The following is a 25,894-nucleotide window of genomic DNA, read 5'->3' as shown; positions in this document are numbered from 1 at the left end:
ACCGCCTGCGAGGGTCAGCGGTCGGCCACAGCCTTGCGCATCCACTTTCCACTCTTGACCCGGAGCAGGGAGACCGCCGCGCCGATCAGCCAGCCGGCGGGGATGGACCACCAGATGGCGTTGGCCCCCAGCGGGGTGAGATACACCAGTGCGTAGGCGATGCCCACCCGGGAGAACAGGTTGGCCATGGAGCTGAAGGTGAAGGCTGCCATGTCACCCGCGCCCCGCAGCATCCCGTTGGGGACGAACAGCAGGCCCATCAGGATATAGAAGAGGGAGACTGTGTGCATATAGGCCAGACCGTAGCCCATGGCGCCCGAGGCGTCCCCCGGGTCCAGGAACAGGGATAGCAGCTGGTTTCCGAAGAGGAAGATGATGACGGTGATCAGCAGAGAGAATACCGCCACCATCAGCAGACAGGCCTTCAGGCCCTCCTTGACCCGCTCGTACTTGCCTGCACCGATGTTTTGGGCCGTGAAGCTGGACATGGCGTTGGAGATGTTCATGTTGGGCAGCATGGCCAGGGAGTCGATCTTCGTGGCAGCAGTGTATCCGGCCACCAGTACTTTGCCGAAGGAGTTGACCAGACCCTGCATCATCATCATGGAGAGGGACACCAGAGACTGCTGGAGCATGGAGGGCAGGCCGATCTGGGCGATACGCTTCACCGCCACCATGTGGAAGAGGGGCAGCTTCACGCCCTGTTTTTCCGGCTCGCAGGGCATCCGCCGCATCCGGCGGAGCAACACCAGCAGGGAGGCCACGGCGCAGAGGCCCTGGGCGATCAGCGTGGCCCACGCCACGCCAGCCACGCCCATGCCGAAGCGGATAACGAACAGCAGGTCCAGCACGATGTTTGTCAGGCTGGAGATCATCAGGAAGATCAGGGGCGTCTTGCTGTCCCCCTGGGCGTTATAGATGCCGTTGAGAGTGTTGTAGAGGAACAGGAAGACCGCGCCGCCGAAATAGATCTGCAGATACGTCCGGGAGTCGGCCATGATATCCGGGTCCGTGCCCAGCAGCTGCAGCAGGGGACCGGCCAGCAGCGTTCCCAGGCCCATGATGAGGAGCCCCAGGACGCCCAGAGAGATGATGGCGGTGGAGATGGTGGTCTTCATCTCATGGATGCGCCCGGCACCGAACAGCTGGGACACCACCACCGTACAGCCCATGGACAGTCCGGAGGCCACGGCCACCGACAAAAACACGATGGGGAAGGAGGAGCCCACGGCCGCCACTGCGTCTTCGCCCACAAATTTTCCCACCACCGCGGTGTCCACCATATTGTAGAGCTGCTGGAACAGATTGCCCGCCACCATGGGCAGGGCAAAGAAAAACAGCAGATTCAGCGGTCTGCCCTCCGTCAGATTCTTAACCATGTTCACTTCCCTCTCCTCGACAAAATTCGATCACATTCTCCGCAATGCGGGTCAGAAACGCCTCGTTCAGGGCGCGCTCCTCAGGGGTGAAGCCCTGGTATTTGACATGCCCCCACTCCTCCAGAATCCGCTGGACGCCCTGATATGCGCCCTCCCCCGCGGGAGTCAGAGAGACATGCTTCTCCCGGCGGCACCGGGCGCTCACCTGCCGCTCCACCAGGCCGCGCTTTTCCAGACGGGCCAGGCTCCGGGCCACAGCCCCCTTGTCCACCGCCAGCTGGACGGCCAGGTCCTCCTGCCGCATGTGGCCCTCCCGCCCCAGCAGGTGCAGGATCATGCCGTCCAGCTGCTGCAGGCCCAGGGTGCCAAGCCTGTCCCGAAAATACTGTCGCTCCAGGCGGCGAAACATCTCGATCCGATTCGGCATACCATTCTCCTATCGTTGCATTTTTCAACAATTGTATTTTACAAGAATCGCCATGGGAAATCCATATACAAAACACACAAAATAGGGAATTCTGTCCGTCAATGAAGGGCGGGGTGGAAAGGCCGTCGGAGAGTCCCTGCTGGCCGGGAGAAAAGAGGGGCGATGCGCCTTGAAAAAGCGAAATGACTATGTTAGAATAAAGATGTCTTCCAAAATTTGTTTATTTTGTCAAAAGAGGGGGCCGATATCACATGACAAGAGCTGAATTTGCGGCGCGCCTGAAAAACGCCTGCGCCGCTGTGACCGCCGCTGAGGCGGAGCTGACGGAGATCGATTCCAAATTTGGGGACGCGGATCACGGCCTGACCATGGCGAAGATTGCCGGGGCTATCTCCGAAGCAGTGGACGCCGCCGAGGGGGGGATCCAGTCCATGCTGGATGACGCGGCCATGGCCGTTATGACCCTGAACGGCGGCAGCGCCGTCCCCCTGTGGAACACCTGGCTGGACGGCTTGCAGGAGGAGGCCCCAGAGGGGGAGGAGATCGACGTGGCGGGCCTCAAGGCCATCTTCGCCAAGGCCCTGGAGGAGCTGGAAGATATGTCCGGCGCCAAGGTGGGGGACAAGACTATGATGGATGCCCTGATCCCCGCCAGCGAAGCCGTCGCGGCCTATACAGGAGACAGCGCGGACGAGCTGTTCGATGCCGCGGCCCAGGCCGCCGCCCAGGGGGCGGAGGCTACGAAGCAGTATGTCTCCAAATTCGGCCGGGCCAAGAGTTACGGGACCAAGACCATCGGCACCCCGGACGCGGGCGCCGTATCCATGTCCTGGTTCTTCCAGGGGCTGGCCCGGGAATAACCTGTTGTTCCACCCGCAGGAGCGGGATTGGCAATGCACCACTTAAATATCACTGGAGGAATGCTGTATGAAAATGAAGAAGTTCATGAACGCGCCGGAGACGGTCACCGACGAAGAGCTGGTGGGCCTGGGTCTGGCCTATCCGGACATTCTGAATGTGGACGGCCACCTGGTCATCAGTAAGGATCTGGCCAATGCCGACCGGGTGACCATCGTCACCTACGGCGGCTCCGGCCATGAGCCCGCCCAGGCCGGTTTTGTGGGCAAGGGTATGCTGGACATCCAGGCGGTGGGTGATATCTTCGCCGCCCCCAACGGCCAGCTGGTGTTTGATGCCATGAAGATGGCGGACAAGGGCCACGGCGTGCTGCTGCTGACCCTGAACTACGCCGGCGACCAGCTGGCGGGCAAGCAGGCCATGAAGCTGGCCAGGAAGGCCGGCCTCAATGTGCGTCAGGTGGTCACCGGCGAGGAGATCCGGTACGACCCCAACGGCGAGGACAACAAGCGGGGGCTGGCCGGCGCGGTGGCGCTGTACCACATCGCCGCGGCCGCCGCACGGGAGGGCAAGACTCTGGAGGAGGTAGCGGAGATCGCTCAACATTACGCGGACAACATGGCCTCCATCACCGTCAAGTCCACCGATGCCACCCATCCCCAGAACGGCATGTCCTTCGGCGACCTGGGAGAGACCGACCTGATGGAGATCGGCGCCGGCCAACACGGCGAGGGCGGCGGCGTCCGGGTGCCCATGATGTCCTCCAAGGATACCGTGGCCACCGTGGCCGAGGCCCTGTGCAAGGCCCTGGACCTGAAGCCCGGGGACAAGACCTTTGTGATGATTAACGGCTGCGGCGCCACCACCATGATGGAGATGCTGGTGCTGTTCAAGGACACTGTGGAGTTCCTGAAGGCCAAGGGCATCGAGGTCGTGGCCAGCATGGTGGGTGAGATCCTCACCGTCCAGGAGGCCGCAGGCTTTCAGATGAACATCGCCAAGTGGGACGAGGAGATGCTCCGTCTGTGGAACACCCCCTGCCGCACCCCGGCGTTCAGTAAGGAGTAAGCGCTATGCCAGACGCAATCGGAAACAAGACCGCCCACGACTACCATCTGGACGTGCCTGCCCCGGAGCAGGGCTTCTTCGCCAAGGGCCTGGGCCACGGGGACTGGGGAGCCAAGAATCGGCTCTCCCACCTGTTCAATCCCAAGAGCGGCAACACGGTGATGCTGGCCTTTGACCACGGCTATATCATGGGGGCCACTGCGGGCCTGGAGCGCATGGACGTGACCATCGCCCCTCTGTGCCGGTACGCGGACGTGCTCATGGCCACCCGGGGGGCCATCCGCTCCTGCATCCCCCCCACGGTCCACAATGCCATCTGCCTCCGGGCCACCCATGACGCCAGTGTGCTCATCGACGACATGAGCACCGGCAACGGCGTGGGTGCCGATATGGAGGCCGCCATCCGCATGAATGCCTCCGCCGTGGCCATCCAGTGCTTCATCGGCGGGGCGGGCGAGGCCCGGTCCCTGGAGACCCTGTGCCGCGCCGTGGACGCCGGGGAACGGTACGGCATCCCTGTTCTGGGCGTCACCGCCGTGGGCAAGGAGATGGCCCGCACCACCCAGTATTTCCTGCTGGCCGCCCGGATGCTGGCAGAGCTGGGGGCGTCCTTCGTCAAGACCTACTACTGCGATGACTTTGAGAAGGTAGTGGCCGCCTGTCCCGTGCCCATCGTCATCGCCGGCGGCAAGAAGCTGCCGGAGGACGAGGCCCTGACCATGGCCTACCGGGCCATCTCCGACGGCGCCCGGGGCGTGGACATGGGCCGCAACATCTTCCAGAGTGAGCATCCCGCCGCCATGTGCCGGGCGGTGGCCAAGATCGTGCACGAGAAATTTACTGACCGGGAGGCCTTCCAGTTCTATCAGGAGTTGGCCGCCCAGGATAACTGACAGGAGGTTTTCCATGGCAGCGGAGTATATGCATATCGGGATCCCCGTGCTGAACAAAAAGCCCAACATGGTCTACAACGAGTGGGGCGGCTTCTGGGTCAATGAGAGCGTGGATGCCTACGACTACAAGATTGAATACCTGAAATTTGAGGAGGGAACCCGGTTCCCGGAGATCCTTTCCAAACAGCCCCACGTGGCCTACAAGGTGGATAACATGGACCCCTATCTGAAGGAGGCCCAGCAGGTGATTTTCGGGCCGGAGACCCTCAGCGATACGGTCCGACTGGCGTTCATCACCCTGGATGACGCCATCATTGAGCTGTACGAGGAAACATAACGGCTTCAACACCGGCCTCCGCCAGTGTGCGGAGGCTGGTCCCTTGCCGCCACCCCGCAGGGAATGGAGGGTATCCGGCACAGACTTGGAAAAAACCAGAGCGGCGCCCCGGCGGAATATTCCGCCGGGGCGCCGCTTTTTTGCGGGACAGACATGGTGCATACTTTTCCCGCTTCTGCTCACGTTAAGGTTGCCAGCTGCTCCAGCAGATGCAGAACAACAGGCTTGACACGCGGCGCACAGGCGTTGAAAAGCCGCAGCACCTGCTCCTGACCGTAGTCGGGAGAGGTCGTCTGGACGCCGGTGAAGGCTCGGGCAAGGTCGTATTCCAGAACACAGCAGAGCCTGTCCAGCAGGTCCAGCGTCGGATGCACCCGTCCGTTTTCAATTTTGGACAGGTAGACCACAGTAATGCCGGCCCGTTCCGCCGCGTCCTCCTGTGTGATCCCCAGTTCCTTTCGCCGCGCCTGCAGCCGGCCACCAATCGCAGCATAATCCAAAGGCATGTAATCACCCTAAAACATCCTAGCAAAGATAATCTTTTCATTTAATGAATTGACATTTTAACTTAATCTGATAAAATAATATTTGCGAATTTTCTAAGGGTATACGCCGCAGCGCCAACACATGGGAGATGACAGACAGATGAAAAAAATTCGGGTGGGAATCCTGGGAGTGGCCGCCGCAGCGGCGCTCTGCTTCACGGCGGGAGCCGTCTATCTCTATGCCAGGGGAGTGTGGCAGATGCCCATTCCGGCGGACCGGGCCCTCCCGGTGCTGATGTACCACCATATCGTGGAGGACGGTGAGCCGTGCAACGATATGACCATCACCGTGAGCCGTATGGAACAGGACCTGCGCTGGCTGACGGAACATGGCTACCACACTGTGCTGCCGCGGGAGTTGGCAGGGGGAGAGCCGCTGCCGGAAAAACCCCTTCTCATCACCTTTGACGACGGATACCGGAGCAACTACGAGCTGCTCTTCCCGCTGCTTCAGGCATACCAGATGAAAGCCGTGGTCTCTATTATGGTGTATATGCAGGACGTGTCCGCTGACAACTTCCTCAGCTGGGATATGTGCCGGGAGATGGCAGACTCCGGCCTGGTAGAGATCGGGTCCCATGCCTATTCGCTCCACAATCTGGGAGATCTGGGCGGAAACTTTGACCCGGGCGGCATCAACGGCATCCAAAGGGATCCGGAGGAGTCGGACAGTGCCTTTGAGGCCAGGGTGCTGGGGGATATTCAGAAGAGCCATGACCGCATTGCCCAGGAGGTGGGCCAGCCCGTCACCTTCTTTGCCTATCCCTTCGGCATCACCGAGCCGGACGCGGAGGCATTTGTGCATGAGCTGTTCCCGGTCACTGCGGTCACCAGACACGGCACAGCCGACTTGGGGAAGGGACTGCATGAGCTGCCACGCATGACCGTGACGATGGACAGGGAACTGGAGGACATTCTGAAGGACTGATGGAGGGGCCGCTTTTCCGGAGCAGGAAAAAGGACTCCGCAGGCACAGCCTGCGGAGTCCTTTTGACCGGGGATGGAGTTGGCGGCGGGCCGCCCTCAGGGGCTCTGGGGCAGATCCACTGTGCGGACCGTCTCATTGCCGGCCAGGTCCACCGCGTAAAAGGTATAAGGTCCGCCATTGCGCACCAGCAAGGTGGCGGCTCCCCACGCATTCAAGGGGAGGGGCGTCCCCGCGGCGCCGCCCTGGAAATTCGCTGCCGTGTATGTCCCGGCGGCATAAGCGGCGGAGCGGAAGTCGCCGTCCGGATCCTGGACTTGAACGGTCAGATACTGCTGCCCCCTCCACTGGAAGAGAGACAGGGAGAGAATGGGCGGACTGTCGGTATAGGCCGCCAGGTCCGGCTCCGTCCAGGTCCGCCCCTTCTGGGCCGCGGCCCCGGATGCCATGGCGGCACCCAGGTCCAGCATCCCGCCGGTAGCCGTCAGGCCGGTGAGGCTGCCCAGCTTTTGGACGGAGGATAGCAGGATGTCCTTCACGTCGGCCAGCGTGGCATCCGGAAACTGGGAGCAGAGCATGGCCGCCGCAGCACTGACCATAGGCGCCGCCATGGAGGTTCCTGTCATGTAACTGTATGAATTCCCGGGGGTGGTGCTTAAAATATGGGTGCCGGGGGCGGCTAGGTCCACAGAGGAGGCGCCGTAGCTGGAGGTAGGATCCAGGTTACCGTCGTATCGGAGGTTCGCCACGGTAATGAGGTTATCCAAGTGGTAGCTGGCCGGGTAGCTGGGGGCAAGCTCCAGGTCGGCGCCGTCGTTGCCGGCTGCAACTACGAACAGCATATCCGACGCCGCGATGGTGCGGTACAGCGCGGGGTCGTTTCTGGAAGAGCCCAGGCTCAGGTTGCAGATCCGGGCTCCGTTGGCCTCCGCGTACTGAATGGCCCGGATGATGGACGCCGTGGAGCCGCTGCCGTCCCACCCGCCCAGAGCCTTGACTGCCATGACTTTGACGTGGTCGCTCCGGACGATGCCGGCGATCCCGATGTCGTTGTCTGCATGGGCGGCGATGGTGCCCGCGCCGTGGGTGCCGTGGCTGTCCTCACTGCCCGTATAGACCTGATTGCTGCCGGAGTAGAAATTCCAGCCGTAGACATCGTCGATATAGCCGTTTCCGTCGTCGTCTACCCCGTTGCCGGGGATCTCGTCTTCGTTCACCCAGATGCGGCCCTCCAGATCAGCGTGGGTGTAGTCGATGCCGGTGTCCACCAGGGCCACCACCACATCCCGGCTTCCGCCGTCGTACAGGGCCCAGGCATCCTCCGCGCCGATGTCCACGCCGGCCGCGGCCTGCACGGTTCCGGTGCTCCCGGCGGATGCATCGGACTGCATCCACCAGGGGGCAATCCACTGCCACGGGGCGGAGGGGAGTGCAAAGGGATCATTGAAGACCGGATAGGGGTTCTCCTGCTCCTCCAGTTGGAAGCTGCCGTCGTTATACAGGGCCCACTGCTCCGCCAGCAGCGGGTCTGTGGTGGAGAGAGCGGTGCTTGTGTATGTGTAGTTGGGCTGGACCAGCGCCACACCCTCCTGCCGGGCCAGCTGCGGCAGCCCCTCCTCCAGGGAGGCGGCGTCCTCGTAGACGACCACCTCGGTCCTGCCGTCCTCATACAGGACCAGAACCTCACTGTCGGGGTATGCGGCGGGCTCCAGAACGGATGTCCCCGCCGGGACGGAATCGGTGCCCACAGCGGCTGCGCCCAGGGTCATGCCCTGCGCCAGCAGAAGCAGGGAGAGCAGCAGGCACACCGACCGTTTTACATGGTGAGAGACCCTCATGGCGTTCCTCCTATTCCGGGATGGTTCTCTGATGATGGGACCATGGTACACCCAAAAGCTAAAATGAGCCTGAAATGAGGGGAAACGGAGCCATCCGGCAGCCTGTCCCCTGTGTCAAGCATAGCAGACTTGCTCCCTGCTGTCCAGAGCGGCAGCGATTTTCCGGATTTGTGAAAGGCCATCCGGTGGGAAAATGAATTTGACACCGGTGCGGGAATCCGGTATTCTGAACGCATGGATACTGATTCCGGACACAAGATGAGAAAGGATGGATTATGGAAGCATTATACGGACTCCTGCTCCCGTTCCTGGGCACCTCCCTGGGCGCGGCGAGCGTGTTCTTTATGAAAAAGGCGATGTCGGACGGCCTGCAGAAGGGGCTGACGGGCTTCGCGGCAGGGGTGATGACGGCGGCGTCGGTTTGGAGCCTGCTGATCCCGGCTATTGAGCGGTCGGAGGAGCTGGGAAAGTGGTCCTTTGCACCGGCCGCCGCAGGCCTCTGGCTCGGCTTTCTGTTCCTGCTGGCGCTGGACCATATCATTCCCCATCTGCATTGGGGCAGCGCGCAGCCGGAGGGCCCCTCCAGCCGGCTGCGCCGGACCACCATGATGGTGCTGGCGGTAACGCTCCACAACATTCCGGAGGGGATGGCGGTGGGCGTGGTCTGCGCCGGATATCTGGCAGGGGACACGGAGATCACTGCTATGGGCGTGCTGGCGCTTTCCCTGGGCATCGCTGTCCAGAATTTCCCGGAGGGAGCCATCGTCTCCATGCCCCTGCGGGCGGAGGGCGAGGGGAAGCTCCGGGCCTTCGCCGGAGGCGTGCTATCCGGCGTTGTGGAGCCCATCGGCGCCCTGGTGACGATCCTGGCGGCGGAGCTGCTGGTGCCTGCCCTGCCGTATCTGCTGGGCTTTGCCGCAGGGGCCATGCTTTATGTGGTGGTGGAGGAGATGATTCCGGAGATGTCCCAGGGACGCCACTCCCACATCGGTGTGCTGGCCTTTGCCGCGGGCTTCAGTGTGATGATGGTGCTGGACGTGGCCCTGGGATGACGGTCAGGATGATTTTTGCCCGGTGTCCTTCTCCAGCTGTCCACTGAGGCGTTCGCTCTGCGTGCCGAAATAGAAGGCGATGACGACGGAGAAGATGGTCAGGAAATCGTGGCTGGAGATACGGCCGGTGACGGCCAGGTCGGCAAATACAACGGTGAGGATCAGCGTCACAATACTTTTGACGCAGAGAAGATTGCTCAGACGTTTAATCAGAGCGGCAGGCATGGGGACCCCTCCCTGTTTCGGATGATTTTGCTCCATGATATGCGCCCCGCTCCGAAAAGACCCCGGCGGGGGAACAGGACGGGCGCCCTCCCACTAAACTGGAAGGGGAGCCCTGTGCTCCCTGAGCCTGTACAGAGGGGGGAAAACGCATTTGAGCGAACGAGAAAAGCGCGTCTGCCTGGATCCGGGGCATGACGCGGGCAATCTGGCCAACAAGAGTCCGGATGGGACCTATTATGAGCATGTATTCACCCTGGACCTGGGGAAGCGGCTGGAGAAGCTGCTCACAGACCGGGGCGTCTCCGTGACCATGACCCGTACTGGCGGCGGGGCAGTAAGCCTGGCCAGACGGTGTGAGATCGCCAACAGCATCCCGGACCTGGACCTGTTCGTCAGCCTTCACAGCAATGCCGCCGCCGGGGGCGGCTGGTCCTCCGCCAAAGGGTGGAGCGTCTATCTCTACGGCCCCGGCGGCGACCGGGAGCGGGCGGCTCAGGACATCCTGGAGCAGGTGCGGGCGGCGGGCATCGCCGTGCGATCCACGCCGATTGTGTACGATCCGGAGCTCTATGTGCTGAAGCACACAAAGGCCCCGGCCGTCCTGCTGGAAAACGGCTTCCACACCAACCGGGAGGAGGCTGCCCTGCTGGGGCAGGCCGACTACCGCCAGAAGCTGGCGGTGGCAGAGGCCAAGGGAATTCTGGAGTATTTGGGCATCCCCTGGGTGGAGACCGAAGAAGAGACGGACTACCAGGCAGAAGCCAGGGCCGCCGTGGACTGGCTGACGGAAAACGGCATCATGCAGGGAAATGCGGAGGGAGACCTGATGTTGGACCAGCCGCTGACCCGCCGACAGTTCGCCGTACTGGAGTACCGGATCGCCAAGCTGGAAGGATTTGTCTGAGCACAGGCCCCGTATGAATATGCGGGGCCTGTATTTTCTTTGGGTAAATCGACGAAATTCGACATTGTTCGGCAATTTTTTTCCAAAAGTGAATTTTTATTCGTGTTAAAAATTTGGAAGATAATGTAAAATCCTCCGTAGAAGGAGGGTTTGCTATGCAAAAATATCAAAAAAAAGACACATTCAGGAAAAGAGCCCCTTTTGGAGAGAGCGGAGACTGGCGGGACTTTCCCAGGAAAAGGCTGCGGAACGCCTGGGAATTTCCACACGGACACTGCAAAAGTATGAGCGGGGAAAAGCGCAGCCCAGGTTCGACATGGTTGTCCGCATGGCAGAGATTTACGGCTGTGACCTCTATGCGTTTCTCTGCTCCCGGAGGGCAGGCGGCATGACCGGCTACCGGTATGCGCCGGTGCGCGTCCGCAGCTTCCGACCAGACTGTTCTTGTGTGTATGGCATTCTGGTCCGGAAGCTGGAGGGGGAACGGACGGTGGCGCTGACCGTCATCCCCGGGCTGTCGCCGGACAAAGAGGCGGTCCACCGCTTTGCGGAGTGGTGCGGCCGGGAACAGTTGGACCCCGCCCATCTGCCGGAGGCCATCCGGGCCGCATTCCCGGACACCGTCAAGACTCCGTGAGAGCGAGCACCCCCGCCGGAGAGTTCCCGGCGGGGGCGCTTCTGTCTCAGATTTTACAGCCGGGACGCAAAGTCGGCCATGGCCTCGGAGATCTTCAGTTGCTGAGGACAGACCGCCTCGCAGCTGCGGCAGCCGATGCAGGCGCTGGGCCACTTGTCCTGCGGCAGAGCAGAGAGGGCCATGGGGGCCAGGAAGCCGCCGCCGGTGAAGGCATGCTCGTTGTACAGCGCCAGCAGGGAGGGGATATCCAGCCCCTGAGGACAGTGGCTGACGCAGTAGTGGCAGGCGGTGCAGGGAAGGGCGGTCTTGCTGACCATGCGCTGGGCCTGGGCCAGCAGGCGGTCCATCTCCCTGCTGCTGAGGGGAACCCCCATCTGGAAAGTGGCGATGTTGGCCTTCACCTGCTCCAGGTCGGACATGCCGGAGAGAATCATGGTGACGCTGGGAATGGACTGCAGAAACCGGAAGGCCCAGGCCGGGATGGGTTCCTCGGGGCGCATGGCCCTCAGGGGGGCGGCCTCCTCGTCGGAAAGGCGGGCCAGGCGGCCGCCCCGCAGGGGCTCCATGACCCAGACGGGAATGTGCCAGCTATCCAGCAGCTCCACCTTTTCGCGGCCGTTCTGGAAGGTCCAGTCGATGTAGTTCAGCTGCAGCTGACAGAACTCCATATCCTTGCCGTAGGCGTCCAGAAACCGCTTCAGCACAGGCAGGTTCCCGTGGCAGGAGAAGCCTAGGTGGCGGATACGGCCGCGCCGCTTCTGCTCCATCAGATAGTCGTGGATGCCGTACTGCGGGTCCAGATAGGCGTCGATGTTCATCTCACAGACGTTGTGGAAGAGATAGAAATCAAAATAGTCCACCCGGCACTTTTTCAGCTGCTCCTCAAAAATCTCCTGCACCTTGGGCATGTTGGATAGGTCGTAACCGGGGAACTTGTCGGCAATGTAAAATTTTTCCCGGGGATGTTTGGCCAGGGCCTTACCCAGGGCAATCTCTGAGTTGCCGTTGTGATACCCCCAGGCGGTGTCGTAGTAGTTGACGCCGTTGGCCATGGCGCAATCCACCATCTCCTCCGCGGCGGCCTCGTCCACCACGGCGTCGTTGCCGCCCACCACAGGCAGGCGCATACAGCCCATGCCCAGAGCGGACAGCTTCAGGTCCTGAAAGTCCTTGTAAATCATCACGATTTCTCCTTTTCAGATTTAGGAAGGGGATACTGCCTTCTCCGGGAGACGAGGTGCCTCCACAGTGGGAAGTCCCCGGCCCGCCCTTGGGCGGAATCCCTCTATGAAAAGGATAGCACTTGGAGCGCACTCCAAGTCAAGAGGGGAAATCCTGCTTTTAGAAAGTCTTTTGTCCGGCTAAAGAAAAAAGCCCGCCGCCCCGTTCCGGGGCGACGGACCGGAGTCACGCCGGCTGCAGGTAGCCGGTGACGATGCCTAGCAGGGCGGACAGCAGGATGATGACGATGGGATGGAGCTTCTTGTGGGTCAGGACCGCCATCAGGGCGAAGATGGCCAGAGAGCAGACCAGGGGATACGCCGTCACCGCCGCCAATCCCTCCGGCAGGAACACCGTCTGCCCCACCGAGACCACCGCGGCGCCGATCATGCCGATCACAGCCGGACGCAGTCCGCCCATGGCGCCGCTGACGATGGCGCTGGAGCGGAAGGCGGCGTAGAACCGGGCCACCAGCAGGATTATGAGGAAGGAGGGCAGCACCACCCCCAGCGTGGCGCAGAAGGCGCCGGGCAGGCCCGCCAGCTCCGCCCCCACATAGGTGGAGACGTTCACCGCAAAGGGGCCCGGCGTACTCTCGCTGACGGCGATGAAGTTCACCAATTCTTCCGCCGTCATCCAGCCCTTGGCCTGGACATCCGCCTGGATGAGCGGCAGCATGGCATAACCGCCGCCGATGGTGAACAGGCCGATCTTGAAGAAGGTCAAAAACAGCTCCAGATACAGCATCACACAGCCCTCCTTTTCGCCATGCGGGCGGAGAGCAGCCCCACCGTCGCGCTGGCCAGGATCACCAGCACCGCATCCACGCCGCAGAAGGCCGTCAGCACAAAGGCACCCGCCATGACGGCATAGGAAACAGCGCCCTTGGGGCTCTGCCGGTACATGGACAGCAGTGCCTTCAAAAGCAGGGCCAATACGCCGGCCCGGATGCCGTTGAAGGCGTATTGGACCACCGCCAGGTCCGAGAACTGCCGCAGCACAAAGGAGACGGCGTAGATCACCAGGAAGGAGGGCAGCACCACGCCCAGCGTGGCGCAGAAGGCGCCGAGGGTGCCGCATACCTGATATCCTACGAAGGTGGCGGTGTTGATGGCAATGGGGCCCGGTGTGGACTCGGCAATGGCGACAATGTCCAGAATGTCCCGGTCCTCCAGCCAGCGGCGGCGTTCCGTCACCTCACGCTGGATCAGGGGGATCATGGCGTAGCCTCCGCCAAAGGTGAAGGCGCCGATTTTGGAAAAAGTCCCGAACAGCTGACGGGCTTTGGTCAGATCTGTGGGCATGGAAACCGCTCCTTTCGCGCTCTTGGATTTCTCCCCCAGCGTACGCTTTTTCGTGACATTCATCAATCTATATGATAGGATAAAAAACATAATGAAATAATTATGAATAGGGGGGAGTGCCGTGACGCTGCGGCATCTCGAGATCTTTTCCGCCGTCTGCGCCCAGGAGAGCTTCACCCGGGCGGCGGAGCAGCTGAATATGGCACAGCCGGCGGTGAGCCTGGCCATCCGGGAGCTGGAGGTGTTTTACAACGTGCGGCTGTTCGAGCGGATGAACCGCCGGGTCTATCTGACAGAGGCAGGGCGTACGCTGCGGCAGTATGCGGACACCGTGCTGTCCCAGTTTCAGGAATCGGTGGAGGTCCTGCGGGAGAGCGGCGCCCAGGGGGCCTGCCGCTTCGGCGTCCACGTGACGCTGGGCGAGACCCGCCTTGCGGGTATCCTGGCGCATCTGGCAGAGGCGCTGCCTGAGATCACGGTCCGGGCCAGTATTCACAACTCCAGGGAGACAGAGCGGATGATCCTGCAGAACGAACTGGATTTTGCCGTAGTGGACAATGTCACCGTCTCGCCCCACTACCTGGTGGAGCCCCTGTGCGGTGAGGAGCTGGCGGCAGTGTGCGCCCCCGGCTATCTGGAGGGAAAGAACTCCCTGACTCTGGCGGAGCTGGCGGAAGAGCGGCTGCTGTTGCGGGAGCGGGGCAGCGGCACCCGGAACAGTGTGGATGCCGGCCTGCAGGGAGCAGGCGCCACGGCGCAGCCGGTAGTGGAGAGCGTCAGCACCGCTGCCCTGCTGGCCTGCGCCCGGGCGGGGCTTGGGATCACGCTGCTGCCCCGGTCTCTGGTGGTGGCGGACCTGGAGCGGGGGGACCTTCGGGAGCTGGCTGTGGAGGACGGCGGGTTTCACAGGAGCTATTTCCTGGTGCGCCACCGCAGCAAGTATCTGACGGACGGCATGAAGCGGGTGATCCGAGTGCTGCGGGAACACCTGGGCGGAGAGCAGCCGTGAGGTGGAAAGACCCTGCCGAAAGACACGGCGCCTCGGCGGAATCTGGGCGGTTCCACGCAGCGTTTGTTGTGGGAGCAGGCCGGATTTGATATACTGGCCCCAGGTGATGAAGTATGGATCGGACAAAGACCGGGGCGCTGATCGCAGCAGCCCGGAAAGAACAGAATATGACCCAGAAGGAGCTGGCCGCGGCCTTGCATGTGTCGGACCGGGCGGTCTCCAAATGGGAGCGGGGCGCCGGGTTCCCGGACATCTCCCTGCTGGAGCCTCTGGCGGATACTTTGGGGCTGGGCGTGCTGGATCTGCTGCGGGGGGAGCGGGGGACAGTGCCGGAGCCGGAGCCGACGATCCGGCAGGCCCTGGCCTTTCTGGCCCGGCAGGCAAAGGAGCGGACCCGGAGAAAGTGGAGTCAGGTGCTGGGCGGCACCTGTGCTTTGCTGATGGCGGGCTTTGTCCTCTTTGCAATTCTGGACCGGGCCGGGGTGTTCCTTCAGGAGATCTCTTTGGAAGTGCCGGCCACCGTATATAGTGCGGAAGGGGTGTCGGCCGGGGAGACGACAGTTGCCATAGATGGTTCGGTGAAAATTCTGGGAGACCGCTCTTTTGAGGGGCAGTTTGCTATCCACGAAGTGGAAACTACCTGCCGGGAGGGTGTCCATGCGAACATCCGGTGGGATGCCATGTGGACAGACGCCCAGGACATCCTGTTCTACCGGCCGGGGGATAACCTTTCTCTCGGTGTCGAGCGGATGCTGTATATCACGGAAAGCATGGAATCTTTTGGCCTTCGGCTGGAGGATGGGACCATCATTGCCACGGATGAGGCCTATGTGCCGCTGTTGATGTCCGGCTACTACTATTCCATCCGCCCGATTTTCTCCAATCAATTCTGAAACGGCCGCACAACCAATGATTTTGCAAAAGAGCAAAAAGAGCCCGGACGCTGAACAGACGTCCGGGCTTTTAGCAGTCCCCTTTTATCCCAATTTATCGGCCAACCGCTTGGCGATCTCGTCCAAAAATTCCTCACTGTCCACACCGCGGGCCTGGAAGCCGGGCTCTACCAGCCCCAGCAGATCTTTTGTCATCACGCCGTCTTTCAGCGTCTCCAGGGAGGCATCCTCCAGCGCTTGGCCGAACTGCACCAGCTCCGGCAGACCGTCCAACTCGCCCCGCCGCTTCAAACCGCCGGACCAGGCGAAGATGGTGGCGATGGGGTTGGTGGAGGTCTTCTCCCCCTTCAGGTACTTGTAGTAGTGCCGGGTGACGGTGCCGTGGGACGCCTCGAACTCCATGGTGCCGTCCGGAGATACCAGCACGGAGGTCATCATGGCAAGACTGCCGAAGGCGGTGGCCACCATGTCGCTCATCACGTCGCCGTCGTAGTTTTTCAGCGCCCAGATGAAGCCGCCCCTAGAGCGGATCACCCGCGCCACCGCGTCATCGATGAGCGTGTAGAAGTAGGTGAGGCCCAGCCTTTCAAACTCCACCTTGTAGGTGGTCTCATACTCCTCCTCGAAGATCCGTTTGAACTCTCCGTCGTAGACCTTGGAGATGGTGTCCTTGGTGGAGAACCACAAGTCCTGCCGCTGATTGATGGCGTACTGGAAGCAGCTGCGGGCAAAGGCACGGATGCTCTTCTCCGTGTTGTGCTGGCCCTGCCACACGGCGGGACCGCTGACCGTCTGAACGGTGAGGGTCTTCTCCGCGCCGCTCTCGCCCTTGAAGGTGAGGGTGGCGGTGCCCGGCTCCTCGGTCACCATGTCCACAGCCTTGTACATATCGCCGTAGGCGTGGCGGGCGATGGTGATGGGCGCCTCCCAGTTCTTCACAACCGGGTGGATCATGGGCAGGACAATGGGCGCCCGGAAGGCGGTGCCGTCCAAAATCGCCCGGATGGTGCCGTTGGGGCTCTTCCACATCTCCGTCAGCTGGGGGTACTCCTCCATCCGCTGGCGGTTGGGGGTGATGGTGGCGCACTTCACCGCCACGCCCAGGCGCTTGGTGGCGTTGGCGGCGTCGATGGTCACCTGGTCCCGCGTCTCGTTCCGATGGAGCAGGCCCAGGTCATAGTACTCCGTTTTCAGGTCCACGAAGGGCAGGATCAGCTTTTCCTTGATCCAGGCCCACAGAACCCGGGTCATCTCATCGCCGTCCATCTCCACCAGGGGGGTGGTCATCTTGATTTTATCCATGGTCTCAACCTCGCCAATCATTAGAAATTTCGGAGCCCGGCGCAGCCGGACCACTTTGAATCATTTTCGCCAGGGCACCCTCCAGAGGGGCCTCTCTCGCCCCTCCGGGGCAATTCCCCTTCTGTGCCTGCCGAAAATGCTTTGACCTAGCCGCCCTGGGCGGTGCCTCCAGTGACCGATGTCACTGGGAAACAGCCAAAACGCCGCCCGTGGCGGAAAAGTGAGGCTGTTTCGAGACAGCGGCACGATTGACGGCCCAGACAGGGCCGGGAATCATAATGCTGCAACGGCAGAGGCAAATGGGGGATCTGAAGAGGGGAGGAAGTCCCCTCTTTAATTACGCTTGGCGTAATAGTTCATCAGGCATCCGTCGAGAATGATTTCCTTCTCATCGTCCGTCAGGCCTTTCACATGGAGCATCAGGCCCTCTACGGCGCCGTCCGTCCTGATGACCCTAGCCGGGATATCCTCAATGCCGTTCTCAATGGCCTGGCGGATGCCGGGGACGAACACACAGTCGCCGGGGGCGTAGTCAAAGGACGTGCCCGCGTCCAGTGTGAAGGGCAGGATTCCCCAGTTGATGCAGTTGGAGCGATACCGCTTGGTGGCGAACTCATAGCAGATGTTGGCAAAGCCCCCCAGCACCTTCTGGCAAGAGGCCGCCTGTTCCCGGGCGGAGCCGTCGCCGGGCTTGTTGGCAAAGACACAGGAGCCGAACTGAGTGGTTTTCACCAGCGCGGAGCCGTCGCCCACCTTGTCCAGAATGGCGGTGAGCTTCTCCGGGGCGTCCCCCCCCAGCCGTTCCGCCTCAATCTCCGCCACGGCCTTGGCCCGGCCCACGTAGGCAGGCTCCCGGCGGGACAGGGTGAACTCCGCCAGCCGCAGGGGGTTGGACCGGTAGGAGGAGGTCTCGCCGGAGGGGATCAGCTCGTCGGTGGTAGTGACGGGATCGTGGAGCACCGCCGCCAGCTCCACCAGCAGATTTTCCGCCAGGGGCTGCATCTTCGGCCAGTCCGTGATGTTGGGGCCCATCACCAGCTCCACGCTGGGATCCGCCTTGCCGAAGCCGTAGTACAGCCGCCGGTCATAGACGCCCTTGTCGAAGTGGTAGTCGTGGTGGACGGAGGTGTAATCGATGTCTGTGGCGGCGGTGATCCGGCCGCCGTTGGCCGCCGTGGCGGCAATGGAGCGGGCGTCCATCAGGCACACGCCGGCGAACTGGCCCTCCGCGGGCTTGGATCCCTCCCGGTTGGGGAAGTTCCGGGTGGTGTGCCGCAGGCTCAAGCCGTTGTTGGCAGGCACGTCTCCCGCGCCGAAGCAGGGGCCGCAGAAACTGGGCTTGATGACGGCGCCGGTCTCCAGCAGGTCCGCCGTGGCACCGATCTTCGTCAGCTCCAGACTGACGGGGACACTGGTGGGGTATATGTCCAGAGTGAAGGCACCGTTGCCGGTGGAGCCGCCCCGGAGGATGTCCGCCGCCTCGGTAATGTTGTCGAAGAGGCCGCCGGCGCATCCGGCGATGACACCCTGATCCGCCCAGACGCCGCCGTCACGGATTTTGTCCGTGAGCTTCACATGGGCCTTAGGATACCGCTTCTGGGCGTCCGCCTCCACAGCCGCCAGGATGTCGGCGGCATTCTCCAGAAACTCATGGATGGTCCAGGCATTGGATGGGTGGAAGGGCAGGGCGATCATGGGCTCGACCTTGGAGAGGTCGATCTCGATGTACTTGTCGTAGTAGGCTCCGTCCGCCGGGTGCAGCTCCCGGTAATCCTCCGGCCGCTGGTGGGCGCGGTAGAAGCCCTCCGTCACGCCGTCCGTCTCCCAAATGGAGGAGAGGCAGGTGGTCTCGGTGGTCATCACGTCGATGCCATTGCGGTAGTCGATGGGGAGAGCTGCAATACCGGGGCCGCAGAACTCCAAAACGCAGTTATTGACGAAGCCGCTTGCAAAGGTGGCCTTCACCAGGGCAATGGCCACGTCGTGGGGCCCCACGCCCCGGCGGGGCGCGCCGGTGAGGTACACCAGCACCACCTTGGGATAGTTGATGTCCCAGGTGTTCTTCAGCAGTTGCTTGGCCAGCTCCGGGCCGCCCTCACCCACGGCCATGGTGCCGAGAGCCCCGTACCGGGTATGGGAATCGGAGCCCAGGATCATGGTGCCGCCCTTCGCCATCTGCTCTCTTGCATAGGAGTGGATGACGGACTGGTTGGCAGGCACGTAGATACCGCCGTACTTTTTCGCGGCAGAGAGGCCGAAGACATGGTCATCCTCATTGATAGTGCCGCCCACGGCACACAGGCTGTTGTGGCAGTTGGTAAGCGCATAGGGGATGGGAAACTCCTTCATGCCGGAGGCCCGGGCCTGCTGGATAATGCCCACATAGGTGATGTCGTGGGACACCATGGCGTCAAAGCGGATCTGCAGGTGCTCCGGATCGCCGGAGATGTTGTGGGCCTGGAGAATGGACCAGGCCATGGTCCGTTTCCGCCCCTCCTCCGGAGAGACCGGGCCGGCAGCAGCGGGGACGCCGCCCGCCAGGAACACGCCGTTGTTATGAAGTGTTATCATATCAAGAGACCTCCTGTGTGTCACGGGGGAGCCGTGTTTCTCCCACCCAATATACCATATCGCCGTCCGGATGAAAAGTCATTTTGCAGGAAAAAGCCCCGCTTCCTGCAAATTCGGAGGAGTCGCCAAGAAAACAGCCCTAGGAGAAGCGAAGCGGCGACATTTTGCAGAGCCATACGAACTCAACGGAGCGTTGCTTGCGTTCCAGCGGAATTTCGGGTATCCTGTGGGAGAGGTGAGAAGAGATGCATGACCAAGACACCGGGACGCTGCTCCGGCGCCTGCGCCTGGAGCGGGGGTGGACCCAGCGGCAGGCGGCGGAACTGCTGGGCGTCAGCGCTCAGGCCGTCAGCAAGTGGGAGCGGGGCCAGGGCTGCCCGGACGTGGGGATGCTGCCGCGCCTTGCGAAGATTTTTGGCGTCAGCGTGGAGGGAATTCTGGACGGAGACCTGCTTCCGGCGGCGCCGGATGGAGGAAATATGAAAAAAATACAGTTTTACGTGTGCCCGGACTGCGGCAACATTCTGACAGCTGTGGCGGGAGGGCAGCTTGCCTGCTGCGGCCGGCGGCTGGAGCCCCTGGAGGTCCGGTCCGCAGATCCGGATCACGCCGTAACGGTCCAGGAGGTGGAGGAGGACTGGTATGTCACCTTCCGCCACCCCATGGACAAGGGGCACTATATCCGCTTTACCGCTTGTGTGACACCGGACCGGCTGCTGCTGGCGCGGCTGTATCCGGAACAGGGCAGCGAGTTCCGCATCCCCCAGCTGCGGGGCGGGGCGAAGCTGTACCTTTGCTGCTCCTGCCACGGGCTGTTCCAGGCGAAGCTGCCGTGAGATGCAAAAGAGAGGACCGTCTTTGACGGTCCTCTCTTTTGACAGGTCACTTCGCTCAAATGGTGGATTTGGAGGAGCTGCGGCGGGCCATGAACCACACGAACACGGCCACAGCGGCGCAGATAAGGGCACGCCAGCCCCAGCTGCCCAGCCCCACCAGCAGGATCACCAGAATCAGCATGGGCAGGATGAACTGGAAGTAGATCTTGAACCTGGGGGACATCCCCAGGCCGGTGCCCTTGTTGGCTTCCGCCAGATACTTGTCAAAGCCCCAGCCCCACTTGCTGACGCAGAACAGCAGATAGATCAGGGAGCCGATGGGCAGCAGCAGATTGCTCACCAGGAAGTCCTCGATATCCAGGATCTGGCCGGTGGCGCCGCTGGGCAGGGACGCCTCGAAATACCAGAGATTGTAACCCAGCACACAGGGCATGCTGGCCAAGAGGATGAAGATTCCGCAGACGATGGTGGCTTTTTTCCGGGACCAGCCGAAGTTGTCCATGCAGCTGGCCATAATGTTCTCGAACACCGCCAGCACCGTGGTGAAGCTGGCGAAGGTCAGGAACAGGAAGAACAGGGCGCCCCACAGCCGGCCGCCGGTCATGCTGACGAACACCCGTGGCAGGGTCATAAAAATCAGGGATGGTCCCTGGCCGGGTTCCAGACCAAAGCTGAAGCAGGCGGGGAAGATGATCATGCCGGACATCAAGGCCACAAAGGTGTCCAGGCAGCAGATCCGCACGGCCTCGCCGGGCAGGCGGTTGGCGTCGGACATATAGCTGCCGAAGATTTCCATGGCGGCGATGCCCAGGCTCAGGGTAAAGAAGGACTGGTTCATGGCGGCCACGATCACATTGCCGATGCCGACCTCCGCGGCCCGCTCAAAGTCCGGCACCAGATAGAATTTCACGCCCTCCATAGCGCCGTCCAGGGTCAGGCTGTTGATGGCCAGAATGACGATCAGTGCCAGCAGGCAGATCATCATCCACTTGCTGATCCGCTCCAGCCCCTTCTGCAGACCGAAGCTGCACACGATGAAGCCCGCCAGCACGATGATTACCATATAGAGCGTCATCTCGCCGGGATTGGCCAGCATATCGGTCCAGACTGTGTCTACATCAGAGGGCTGCATGCCGCTGAAGGTGCCGGAGGCGAACTTGAAGCAGTAACCCAGCATCCAGCCGGAGACCGTGGTGTAGTACATCATCAGCAGGCAGCACCCGATTACGCACAGCCAGCCGTGGATGTGCCAGCGGCTGCCCTTGGGCTCCAGGGCCTTGTAGCCCAGCACGGCGCTCTTGCGGCTGGCACGGCCCACCGCCAGCTCCATGGTCAGAATGGGAACCCCCATGATGACCAGGGAGATGATGTAGAACAACACGAATACGCCGCCGCCGTTGACACCGGTGACGTAGGGGAATTTCCACACATTGCCGATGCCGATGGCGCAGCCGGCGCTTACCAGAATGAATCCCAGCCGGGATCGGAAATTTTCGCGACTCAAACTTCTCTCTCCTTCTCTTTTTCACATTCGCCGAAAAATTCGGCGGACAGACATTCCATATCTTAAACCGGATGAAAAGAGAAGTCAACATTCTTTTCCCCCGGGGGAAGGTCTTGCGGCCCGGCGCGGCGTCTGCTATGATGATAAAAAGGAGGAGATCATAATGAACATCCTGATCGTTGTGGATATGCAGAACGACTTTGTGTCCGGCGCTCTGGGGACACCGGAGGCGCGGCGGATCGTGCCTGCTGCGGCGGAGCGGGTGGCCGCAGGCATCCGCCGGGGGGAGCGGATTTTCTTCACCCGGGACACCCATGGGGCGGACTATCTCCATACCCGGGAGGGGCGGAACCTGCCTGTACCCCACTGCATCCGGGGGACCGAGGGCTGGGAGATCGTCGAGCAGCTCCGGCCTGCCAGCGCAGGACAGGCCATTCTGGACAAGCCCTCCTTCGGCAGCGCGGAGCTGGGGCGTCTGCTGGCGGAGGAGAATGAAAAGGAACTCATTGAAAAGGTGACGCTGATCGGCCTCTGCACCGACATCTGCGTGATTTCCAACGCCTTGCTGGTGAAGGCGTTCCTGCCGGAGGCAGAGGTAGCGGTGGATGCCGCCTGCTGCGCAGGTGTCACCCCGGAGAGCCATCGGACCGCGCTTGCGGCCATGAAGAGCTGCCAGATCACCGTGGAACATGAGGCGTTGCCCTTGTAATGATTTCAACGGAATTTGTGGCTGTTTTGCGATGATTTCCCGGATTTTTTGCGGTTTGCTGAGAAAAAGGGGGGGGGGATCGTATGCGTAGATGCCGATTCGCCTGCGTCGGGGCGCTGCTACTGGCCCTGCTGCTAACCGGCTGCGGCAAGGCGGGAACGGCACCGGAGGACGGCGGGGCCGATTTTTCGGAGACGGAACAGGTGGAGACACCGGAGGCCGCCGACGCCCTGACGGTGAAGGAGATCGCCCAGGTGAACGAGGCCTTCGCGCCTTTTAAGGAGCGGGAGAACGTCTCATACGTCAATTCCGTCTGCAGCTTCTTCACCTCTTACTATGAGCGGCCGGAGGACCTGGACCTGGTGGAGTTTCTGCGCTACATGGGGATCGGGGGCACGGTGGAGGACGAGGCTGAGTTCCAGGCCCTGAAGGGGGCCGGGGGCTGGCCCTTCCAGGGGGTGGACTCCCTGGACCGGATGCCGGTGCCCATCCACCGGTACCGGCGGACGGAGCTGGACGCGTACCTGGAGGAGCACGCCGACATCACCACGGCAGACCTGACGAATGTGCCGGAGAGCTCCGGGGAGCTGGTGTACTTGCCGGAGACCGACGCCTTCTACAACTTCACCAGCGACGCCGGCCCCGGCATGTTCATCTGCGAGGCCGGCCGGTGGGAGGGGAAGCTGCTAGTCCTCACTGGAGGAGGCAAAGAGCTGACACTGGAGGCGGCGGAGGACGGCCGGTATCTCTTCCGGTCCTTCCTGCCCTTGGAAGAGGCGGAGATATGACGGAAAAGGGACAGCAAAGGACCCGCGGCGTACACCGCGGGTCTTTTCCTGCTTTGATTTTAGTCAATGCTGATCTGCCGGCTGGAGGAAACCTCCACTGTCTTCTTGGGCAGCTTCAGTGTCAGCACACCGCTGTCGTAGGAGGCGGTAATACCCTCCGCCCGGATGCCGGAGACGTCGAAGCTCCGGCTGTACGCGCCGTAGGAACGCTCACAGCACACGTACTTCCCCTTTTTCTCCTGCTCTTCATGTTCGGAGTGACGTTGGGCCTGGATGGTGAGGGTGTCGCCGTCCAGCTGCAGCTGGATGTCCTCCTTCTTGAAGCCGGGCAGGTCGGCCTTCAGCTCGTAGTAGTCGCCTTCATCGGTGATGTCGGTTTTGAACTCCGCCAGACCGCGGCCGGAGAAGAAGTCGTTGTTGAAAAGGCGACGCTCCATCTCCTCCATCTCGGAGAAGGGATTCCAGGTGCTCATAGAATTTCTGCGGTAAGGTCTCATTTCAAACATAATCAATTCCTCCTATCAAATCCTGATGATCCGTAGTTGGGACCGACGGCAGATGGATCATGGAGGGTGATGCCGCCGGGCGGAACAGGTGCCTTTCAAAGACCTTCTGTTCTTCTTTTCAAGTATTATGATAGGATGGAAAATCGGATATTGTGTGTCATTTGTTTGAACGATCTGTGAATTTTAGCACTCTGGTATCGAGAGTGCTAATTTTGCGCATTCATAAAAGCACATAGAAGATCCCGCCCAGCATGATAAACAGGCTTAGCCCGGCGCCCAGACCGGGGAAATACTCGTTTCCATCGCCGGAGACGACTTTCTTGATGGCGTCGATCAGAAAGATCACAAAGGTGAAGGGGGCAAAAATGCACAGGAAAAAGCATGCCCCCAGAAGAAATTCCAGCATATTCGCTCTCCTCACACGTAGCTCTGCGTGGTGACATCGAACACGCCGCGGGTGGTGATCCGCAGGGAGGGGATTACCGGCAGGGCCATGAAGCTCAGGGTCATGAAGGGGTCAATGCCCGGATTGACGCCCAGCTCGTGGGCCTTTGCCTTGGCGAATTCCAGCTTTTCGTTGACAGATGTCAGGGACTCATCGCTCATGATGCCTGCGATGGCCAGAGGGACTTCTGCCACCGGCTTGCCCTGGTCCCAGACTACGATGCCGCCGTTCAGCTCCACCACCCGGTTGGCTGCGGCGGCGCAGTCGTCCTCGCTGGTGCCCACCACGATAATGTTGTGGGAGTCGTGGGAGACGGATGTGGCCACAGCGCCGGATTTCAGACCGTAGCCCTGGAGAAAGCCGATGCCGATATGATGGGTGTTCTTGTGGCGCTCCACCACGGCAATCTTCAGCACGTCATACTCCACGTCGATCCGGTCGGAGTAGCCGGCGTCCACCGTGGTGATCTCCCCGTTCACCATGCCGATGATGCCCCGGGGCCGGGCATCCGTAAAGTCCTCCGCCGTCAGGTGCTCCACATGGAAGGTGCTGTGGGCCCGTTCGGTGAGATAGGGGTCGATGGCCGGGGCGGGGAAGTCCTTCACCACGCCGTGGTCCACCATCAGCTCGCCCTTCTTGAAGACTCTCTCGATGTTGAAGTCCTGGAAGTTGTCGATGATGACGAAGTCCCCCAGGTAGCCCGGGGCGATGGCGCCCCGGTTGTTCAGCAGGAAGTACCGGGCGGCGTTGTGGCAGGCCACCTTCACGGCGGTGATAGGATCCACCCCCAGGCCGATGGCCCGCTTGACGATGTAGTCGATATGGCCCTTCTCCAGCAGGTCGTTGGGGTGCTTGTCGTCGGTGCAGAACATGCATCGCTCGGAGTATTTGTCGCACAGCAGGGGGGCAAGGGCGTCCAGGTTCCGGGCGGCAGTGCCCTCCCGGATCATGATAAACTGCCCCCGCTCCAGCTTGGCGATGGCGTCGTTCAGGTCGTGGCACTCGTGGTCGGAATAGACGCCGGCGGCGATGTAGGCGTTCAGGTCGTTGCCCACCAGATCCGGCGCGTGGCCGTCGATCTTCTTGTGGTGGGCCTGGGCGGCCACGATCTTCTCCACCGGCTGGTCGTCCCCGGCGATGATGCCTACGAAATTCATCATCTCCGCCAGTCCCTGGACCCGGGGGTGGTCATAGAAGGAGTCGATGGCCCGGTAGTCCAGGGACGCGCCGGACTCGTCCAGGGGCGTGGCCGGCACACAGGAGGGCAGCATAAACCGCACGTCCACCGGCAGGCCCTCCGTGGCCTGGAGCATGTACTCGATGCCGTCGGTACCCATGACGTTTGCGATCTCATGGGGGTCGGTGATGACGGTGGTGGTGCCGTGGGGCAGCACGGCCTTCACGAACTCCTTGGGAGAGACCAGGGAGCTCTCCAGATGGATGTGGGCATCCAGAAAGCCGGGCAGGACGATTTTACCCGTGCAGTCCTCCTCTACCGTGCCGGAGTATTGGCCCATGCCCACGATCAGCCCCTCTGCCACGGCGATGTCCGCATGACAGAGCTCGTTGGAGAAGACGTTGACATAGGTGGCGTTCTTCAGCACCAGGTCCGACGGCTCCCGCCCGGCGGCGGCGTTGATGATGCGGCGCTTTTTCAGCAGCTTCCGGTTGATCTTGCCAGCGTAGCTCTCAGACATAGAATCACTCCTTTTATTTAG

At 61.7% G+C, this 25,894-nt stretch carries 27 protein-coding genes; 13 read left to right on the top strand and 14 right to left on the bottom strand.

Annotation, left to right across the window (positions count from 1 at the left end; all coding sequences use genetic code 11):
• Positions 1-14: 14 nt before the first annotated feature.
• Complete coding sequence (locus tag DN611_RS11025; protein ID WP_025544515.1) at positions 15-1,379, bottom strand: MATE family efflux transporter; 1,365 nt, start codon at positions 1,377-1,379, stop codon at positions 15-17.
• Complete coding sequence (locus DN611_RS11020; RefSeq protein WP_021751489.1) at positions 1,372-1,806, bottom strand: MarR family winged helix-turn-helix transcriptional regulator; 435 nt, start codon at positions 1,804-1,806, stop codon at positions 1,372-1,374. The genes DN611_RS11025 and DN611_RS11020 overlap by 8 nt, the downstream gene beginning before the upstream one ends.
• A gap of 251 nt (positions 1,807-2,057) precedes the next feature.
• On the opposite strand from DN611_RS11020, the gene DN611_RS11015 reads away from it, so the two are divergent.
• From DN611_RS11015 to DN611_RS11000, 4 genes are all read left to right on the top strand, one after another.
• Positions 2,058-2,666: a DAK2 domain-containing protein gene (locus tag DN611_RS11015; RefSeq protein WP_021751488.1), complete on the top strand. Its 609-nt coding sequence runs from the start codon at positions 2,058-2,060 to the stop codon at positions 2,664-2,666.
• A gap of 67 nt (positions 2,667-2,733) precedes the next feature.
• A complete protein-coding gene (locus DN611_RS11010; RefSeq protein ID WP_021751487.1) occupies positions 2,734-3,732 on the top strand; it encodes a dihydroxyacetone kinase subunit DhaK in 999 nt (332 codons plus the stop codon).
• A 5-nt stretch (positions 3,733-3,737) separates the two neighbouring features.
• Positions 3,738-4,625 (top strand): 3-hydroxy-5-phosphonooxypentane-2,4-dione thiolase, encoded by an 888-nt coding sequence (gene lsrF / locus DN611_RS11005; RefSeq protein WP_119311352.1) that lies wholly within the window; start codon positions 3,738-3,740, stop codon positions 4,623-4,625.
• Between the two features lie 13 nt (positions 4,626-4,638).
• Entirely contained in the window at positions 4,639-4,962 is a 324-nt protein-coding gene (locus tag DN611_RS11000) for a hypothetical protein (protein WP_021751485.1), read from the top strand.
• A gap of 179 nt (positions 4,963-5,141) precedes the next feature.
• Here the strand turns inward: DN611_RS11000 and DN611_RS10995 are convergent, their stop codons facing one another.
• Positions 5,142-5,468: a helix-turn-helix domain-containing protein gene (locus DN611_RS10995; RefSeq protein ID WP_119311351.1), complete on the bottom strand. Its 327-nt coding sequence runs from the start codon at positions 5,466-5,468 to the stop codon at positions 5,142-5,144.
• A gap of 139 nt (positions 5,469-5,607) precedes the next feature.
• Here DN611_RS10995 and DN611_RS10990 point away from each other — a divergent pair, with 139 nt between their 5' ends.
• Positions 5,608-6,435, top strand: a complete 828-nt coding sequence (locus DN611_RS10990; protein ID WP_025544520.1) for a polysaccharide deacetylase family protein — start codon at positions 5,608-5,610, stop codon at positions 6,433-6,435.
• A 95-nt stretch (positions 6,436-6,530) separates the two neighbouring features.
• Here DN611_RS10990 and DN611_RS10985 read toward each other — a convergent pair whose 3' ends face one another.
• A complete protein-coding gene (locus DN611_RS10985) occupies positions 6,531-8,270 on the bottom strand; it encodes a S8 family serine peptidase (protein WP_119311350.1) in 1,740 nt (579 codons plus the stop codon).
• A gap of 275 nt (positions 8,271-8,545) precedes the next feature.
• On the opposite strand from DN611_RS10985, the gene DN611_RS10980 reads away from it, so the two are divergent.
• A complete protein-coding gene (locus DN611_RS10980) occupies positions 8,546-9,322 on the top strand; it encodes a ZIP family metal transporter (protein ID WP_021751549.1) in 777 nt (258 codons plus the stop codon).
• Between the two features lie 3 nt (positions 9,323-9,325).
• Here the strand turns inward: DN611_RS10980 and DN611_RS10975 are convergent, their stop codons facing one another.
• A complete protein-coding gene (locus tag DN611_RS10975; protein WP_025544524.1) occupies positions 9,326-9,547 on the bottom strand; it encodes a hypothetical protein in 222 nt (73 codons plus the stop codon).
• Positions 9,548-9,698: 151 nt separating this feature from the next.
• Here DN611_RS10975 and DN611_RS10970 point away from each other — a divergent pair, with 151 nt between their 5' ends.
• A complete protein-coding gene (locus DN611_RS10970; RefSeq protein WP_119311349.1) occupies positions 9,699-10,451 on the top strand; it encodes an N-acetylmuramoyl-L-alanine amidase family protein in 753 nt (250 codons plus the stop codon).
• A 130-nt stretch (positions 10,452-10,581) separates the two neighbouring features.
• The gene (locus DN611_RS10965) at positions 10,582-11,088 is read left to right on the top strand and encodes a DUF6514 family protein (RefSeq protein ID WP_119311348.1); all 507 of its coding nucleotides are present in this window, start codon (positions 10,582-10,584) and stop codon (positions 11,086-11,088) included.
• 53 nt (positions 11,089-11,141) lie between these two features.
• Here DN611_RS10965 and DN611_RS10960 read toward each other — a convergent pair whose 3' ends face one another.
• From DN611_RS10960 to DN611_RS10950, 3 genes are all read right to left on the bottom strand, one after another.
• Complete coding sequence (locus DN611_RS10960) at positions 11,142-12,269, bottom strand: aldo/keto reductase (RefSeq protein WP_119311347.1); 1,128 nt, start codon at positions 12,267-12,269, stop codon at positions 11,142-11,144.
• 226 nt (positions 12,270-12,495) lie between these two features.
• Positions 12,496-13,056, bottom strand: coding sequence for a chromate transporter (locus tag DN611_RS10955; RefSeq protein WP_119311346.1), 561 nt, complete (start codon positions 13,054-13,056; stop codon positions 12,496-12,498).
• Positions 13,056-13,613 (bottom strand): chromate transporter, encoded by a 558-nt coding sequence (locus DN611_RS10950; RefSeq protein ID WP_051319926.1) that lies wholly within the window; start codon positions 13,611-13,613, stop codon positions 13,056-13,058. The genes DN611_RS10955 and DN611_RS10950 overlap by 1 nt, the downstream gene beginning before the upstream one ends.
• Before the next feature lie 121 nt (positions 13,614-13,734).
• Here DN611_RS10950 and DN611_RS10945 point away from each other — a divergent pair, with 121 nt between their 5' ends.
• Both DN611_RS10945 and DN611_RS10940 read left to right on the top strand, forming a co-directional pair.
• Positions 13,735-14,622, top strand: coding sequence for a LysR family transcriptional regulator (locus DN611_RS10945; protein WP_119311345.1), 888 nt, complete (start codon positions 13,735-13,737; stop codon positions 14,620-14,622).
• Positions 14,623-14,735: 113 nt separating this feature from the next.
• Positions 14,736-15,515, top strand: a complete 780-nt coding sequence (locus tag DN611_RS10940) for a helix-turn-helix domain-containing protein (RefSeq protein ID WP_119311344.1) — start codon at positions 14,736-14,738, stop codon at positions 15,513-15,515.
• 84 nt (positions 15,516-15,599) lie between these two features.
• On the opposite strand, the gene DN611_RS10935 is transcribed toward DN611_RS10940, so the two are convergent.
• Both DN611_RS10935 and DN611_RS10930 read right to left on the bottom strand, forming a co-directional pair.
• On the bottom strand, positions 15,600-16,817 hold the full coding sequence (locus DN611_RS10935; protein WP_119311929.1) for an NADP-dependent isocitrate dehydrogenase: 1,218 nt from the start codon (positions 16,815-16,817) through the stop codon (positions 15,600-15,602).
• A gap of 333 nt (positions 16,818-17,150) precedes the next feature.
• The gene (locus DN611_RS10930) at positions 17,151-19,388 is read right to left on the bottom strand and encodes a hydratase (RefSeq protein ID WP_119311343.1); all 2,238 of its coding nucleotides are present in this window, start codon (positions 19,386-19,388) and stop codon (positions 17,151-17,153) included.
• 245 nt (positions 19,389-19,633) lie between these two features.
• On the opposite strand from DN611_RS10930, the gene DN611_RS10925 reads away from it, so the two are divergent.
• Positions 19,634-20,224: a helix-turn-helix domain-containing protein gene (locus DN611_RS10925; RefSeq protein WP_119311342.1), complete on the top strand. Its 591-nt coding sequence runs from the start codon at positions 19,634-19,636 to the stop codon at positions 20,222-20,224.
• A gap of 55 nt (positions 20,225-20,279) precedes the next feature.
• Here DN611_RS10925 and DN611_RS10920 read toward each other — a convergent pair whose 3' ends face one another.
• On the bottom strand, positions 20,280-21,728 hold the full coding sequence (locus tag DN611_RS10920; RefSeq protein ID WP_021751566.1) for a sodium-dependent transporter: 1,449 nt from the start codon (positions 21,726-21,728) through the stop codon (positions 20,280-20,282).
• A 163-nt stretch (positions 21,729-21,891) separates the two neighbouring features.
• On the opposite strand from DN611_RS10920, the gene DN611_RS10915 reads away from it, so the two are divergent.
• Positions 21,892-22,437, top strand: coding sequence for a cysteine hydrolase family protein (locus tag DN611_RS10915; protein ID WP_174233000.1), 546 nt, complete (start codon positions 21,892-21,894; stop codon positions 22,435-22,437).
• 83 nt (positions 22,438-22,520) lie between these two features.
• Positions 22,521-23,225 carry a hypothetical protein gene (locus tag DN611_RS10905; RefSeq protein WP_158629684.1) on the top strand — a complete coding sequence of 235 codons (705 nt, stop codon included), beginning with the start codon at positions 22,521-22,523 and terminating at the stop codon, positions 23,223-23,225.
• Positions 23,226-23,284: 59 nt separating this feature from the next.
• Here the strand turns inward: DN611_RS10905 and DN611_RS10900 are convergent, their stop codons facing one another.
• The 3 genes from DN611_RS10900 to ade form a co-directional block, all read right to left on the bottom strand.
• Entirely contained in the window at positions 23,285-23,731 is a 447-nt protein-coding gene (locus DN611_RS10900; protein WP_051319925.1) for an Hsp20/alpha crystallin family protein, read from the bottom strand.
• Between the two features lie 220 nt (positions 23,732-23,951).
• Positions 23,952-24,137 carry a hypothetical protein gene (locus tag DN611_RS10895; protein WP_119311339.1) on the bottom strand — a complete coding sequence of 62 codons (186 nt, stop codon included), beginning with the start codon at positions 24,135-24,137 and terminating at the stop codon, positions 23,952-23,954.
• Positions 24,138-24,148: 11 nt separating this feature from the next.
• Positions 24,149-25,873 (bottom strand): adenine deaminase, encoded by a 1,725-nt coding sequence (ade, locus tag DN611_RS10890; protein ID WP_119311338.1) that lies wholly within the window; start codon positions 25,871-25,873, stop codon positions 24,149-24,151.
• Positions 25,874-25,894 lie beyond the last annotated feature (21 nt).

The organism is Oscillibacter sp. PEA192, assembly GCF_003574015.1.
GTDB classification, from domain to species: domain Bacteria; phylum Bacillota; class Clostridia; order Oscillospirales; family Oscillospiraceae; genus Oscillibacter; species Oscillibacter welbionis.
Note: the sequence above shows the minus strand (reverse complement) of the source record. Positions and strands in the feature narration are given on the sequence as shown.

What these genes read in the sequence shown, in the direction of transcription:
- DN611_RS11025 (WP_025544515.1), bottom strand. Translation starts at nt 1,379, where the DNA reads ATGGTTAAGAATCTGACGGAGGGCAGACCGCTGAATCTGCTGTTTTTC.
- DN611_RS11020 (WP_021751489.1), bottom strand. Translation starts at nt 1,806, where the DNA reads ATGCCGAATCGGATCGAGATGTTTCGCCGCCTGGAGCGACAGTATTTT.
- DN611_RS11015 (WP_021751488.1), top strand. Translation starts at nt 2,058, where the DNA reads ATGACAAGAGCTGAATTTGCGGCGCGCCTGAAAAACGCCTGCGCCGCT.
- DN611_RS11010 (WP_021751487.1), top strand. Translation starts at nt 2,734, where the DNA reads ATGAAAATGAAGAAGTTCATGAACGCGCCGGAGACGGTCACCGACGAA.
- lsrF (WP_119311352.1), top strand. Translation starts at nt 3,738, where the DNA reads ATGCCAGACGCAATCGGAAACAAGACCGCCCACGACTACCATCTGGAC.
- DN611_RS11000 (WP_021751485.1), top strand. Translation starts at nt 4,639, where the DNA reads ATGGCAGCGGAGTATATGCATATCGGGATCCCCGTGCTGAACAAAAAG.
- DN611_RS10995 (WP_119311351.1), bottom strand. Translation starts at nt 5,468, where the DNA reads ATGCCTTTGGATTATGCTGCGATTGGTGGCCGGCTGCAGGCGCGGCGA.
- DN611_RS10990 (WP_025544520.1), top strand. Translation starts at nt 5,608, where the DNA reads ATGAAAAAAATTCGGGTGGGAATCCTGGGAGTGGCCGCCGCAGCGGCG.
- DN611_RS10985 (WP_119311350.1), bottom strand. Translation starts at nt 8,270, where the DNA reads ATGAGGGTCTCTCACCATGTAAAACGGTCGGTGTGCCTGCTGCTCTCC.
- DN611_RS10980 (WP_021751549.1), top strand. Translation starts at nt 8,546, where the DNA reads ATGGAAGCATTATACGGACTCCTGCTCCCGTTCCTGGGCACCTCCCTG.
- DN611_RS10975 (WP_025544524.1), bottom strand. Translation starts at nt 9,547, where the DNA reads ATGCCTGCCGCTCTGATTAAACGTCTGAGCAATCTTCTCTGCGTCAAA.
- DN611_RS10960 (WP_119311347.1), bottom strand. Translation starts at nt 12,269, where the DNA reads ATGATTTACAAGGACTTTCAGGACCTGAAGCTGTCCGCTCTGGGCATG.
- DN611_RS10955 (WP_119311346.1), bottom strand. Translation starts at nt 13,056, where the DNA reads ATGCTGTATCTGGAGCTGTTTTTGACCTTCTTCAAGATCGGCCTGTTC.
- DN611_RS10950 (WP_051319926.1), bottom strand. Translation starts at nt 13,613, where the DNA reads ATGCCCACAGATCTGACCAAAGCCCGTCAGCTGTTCGGGACTTTTTCC.
- DN611_RS10940 (WP_119311344.1), top strand. Translation starts at nt 14,736, where the DNA reads ATGGATCGGACAAAGACCGGGGCGCTGATCGCAGCAGCCCGGAAAGAA.
- DN611_RS10935 (WP_119311929.1), bottom strand. Translation starts at nt 16,817, where the DNA reads ATGGATAAAATCAAGATGACCACCCCCCTGGTGGAGATGGACGGCGAT.
- DN611_RS10930 (WP_119311343.1), bottom strand. Translation starts at nt 19,388, where the DNA reads ATGATAACACTTCATAACAACGGCGTGTTCCTGGCGGGCGGCGTCCCC.
- DN611_RS10925 (WP_119311342.1), top strand. Translation starts at nt 19,634, where the DNA reads ATGCATGACCAAGACACCGGGACGCTGCTCCGGCGCCTGCGCCTGGAG.
- DN611_RS10915 (WP_174233000.1), top strand. Translation starts at nt 21,892, where the DNA reads ATGAACATCCTGATCGTTGTGGATATGCAGAACGACTTTGTGTCCGGC.
- DN611_RS10905 (WP_158629684.1), top strand. Translation starts at nt 22,521, where the DNA reads ATGCGTAGATGCCGATTCGCCTGCGTCGGGGCGCTGCTACTGGCCCTG.
- DN611_RS10900 (WP_051319925.1), bottom strand. Translation starts at nt 23,731, where the DNA reads ATGTTTGAAATGAGACCTTACCGCAGAAATTCTATGAGCACCTGGAAT.
- DN611_RS10895 (WP_119311339.1), bottom strand. Translation starts at nt 24,137, where the DNA reads ATGCTGGAATTTCTTCTGGGGGCATGCTTTTTCCTGTGCATTTTTGCC.
- ade (WP_119311338.1), bottom strand. Translation starts at nt 25,873, where the DNA reads ATGTCTGAGAGCTACGCTGGCAAGATCAACCGGAAGCTGCTGAAAAAG.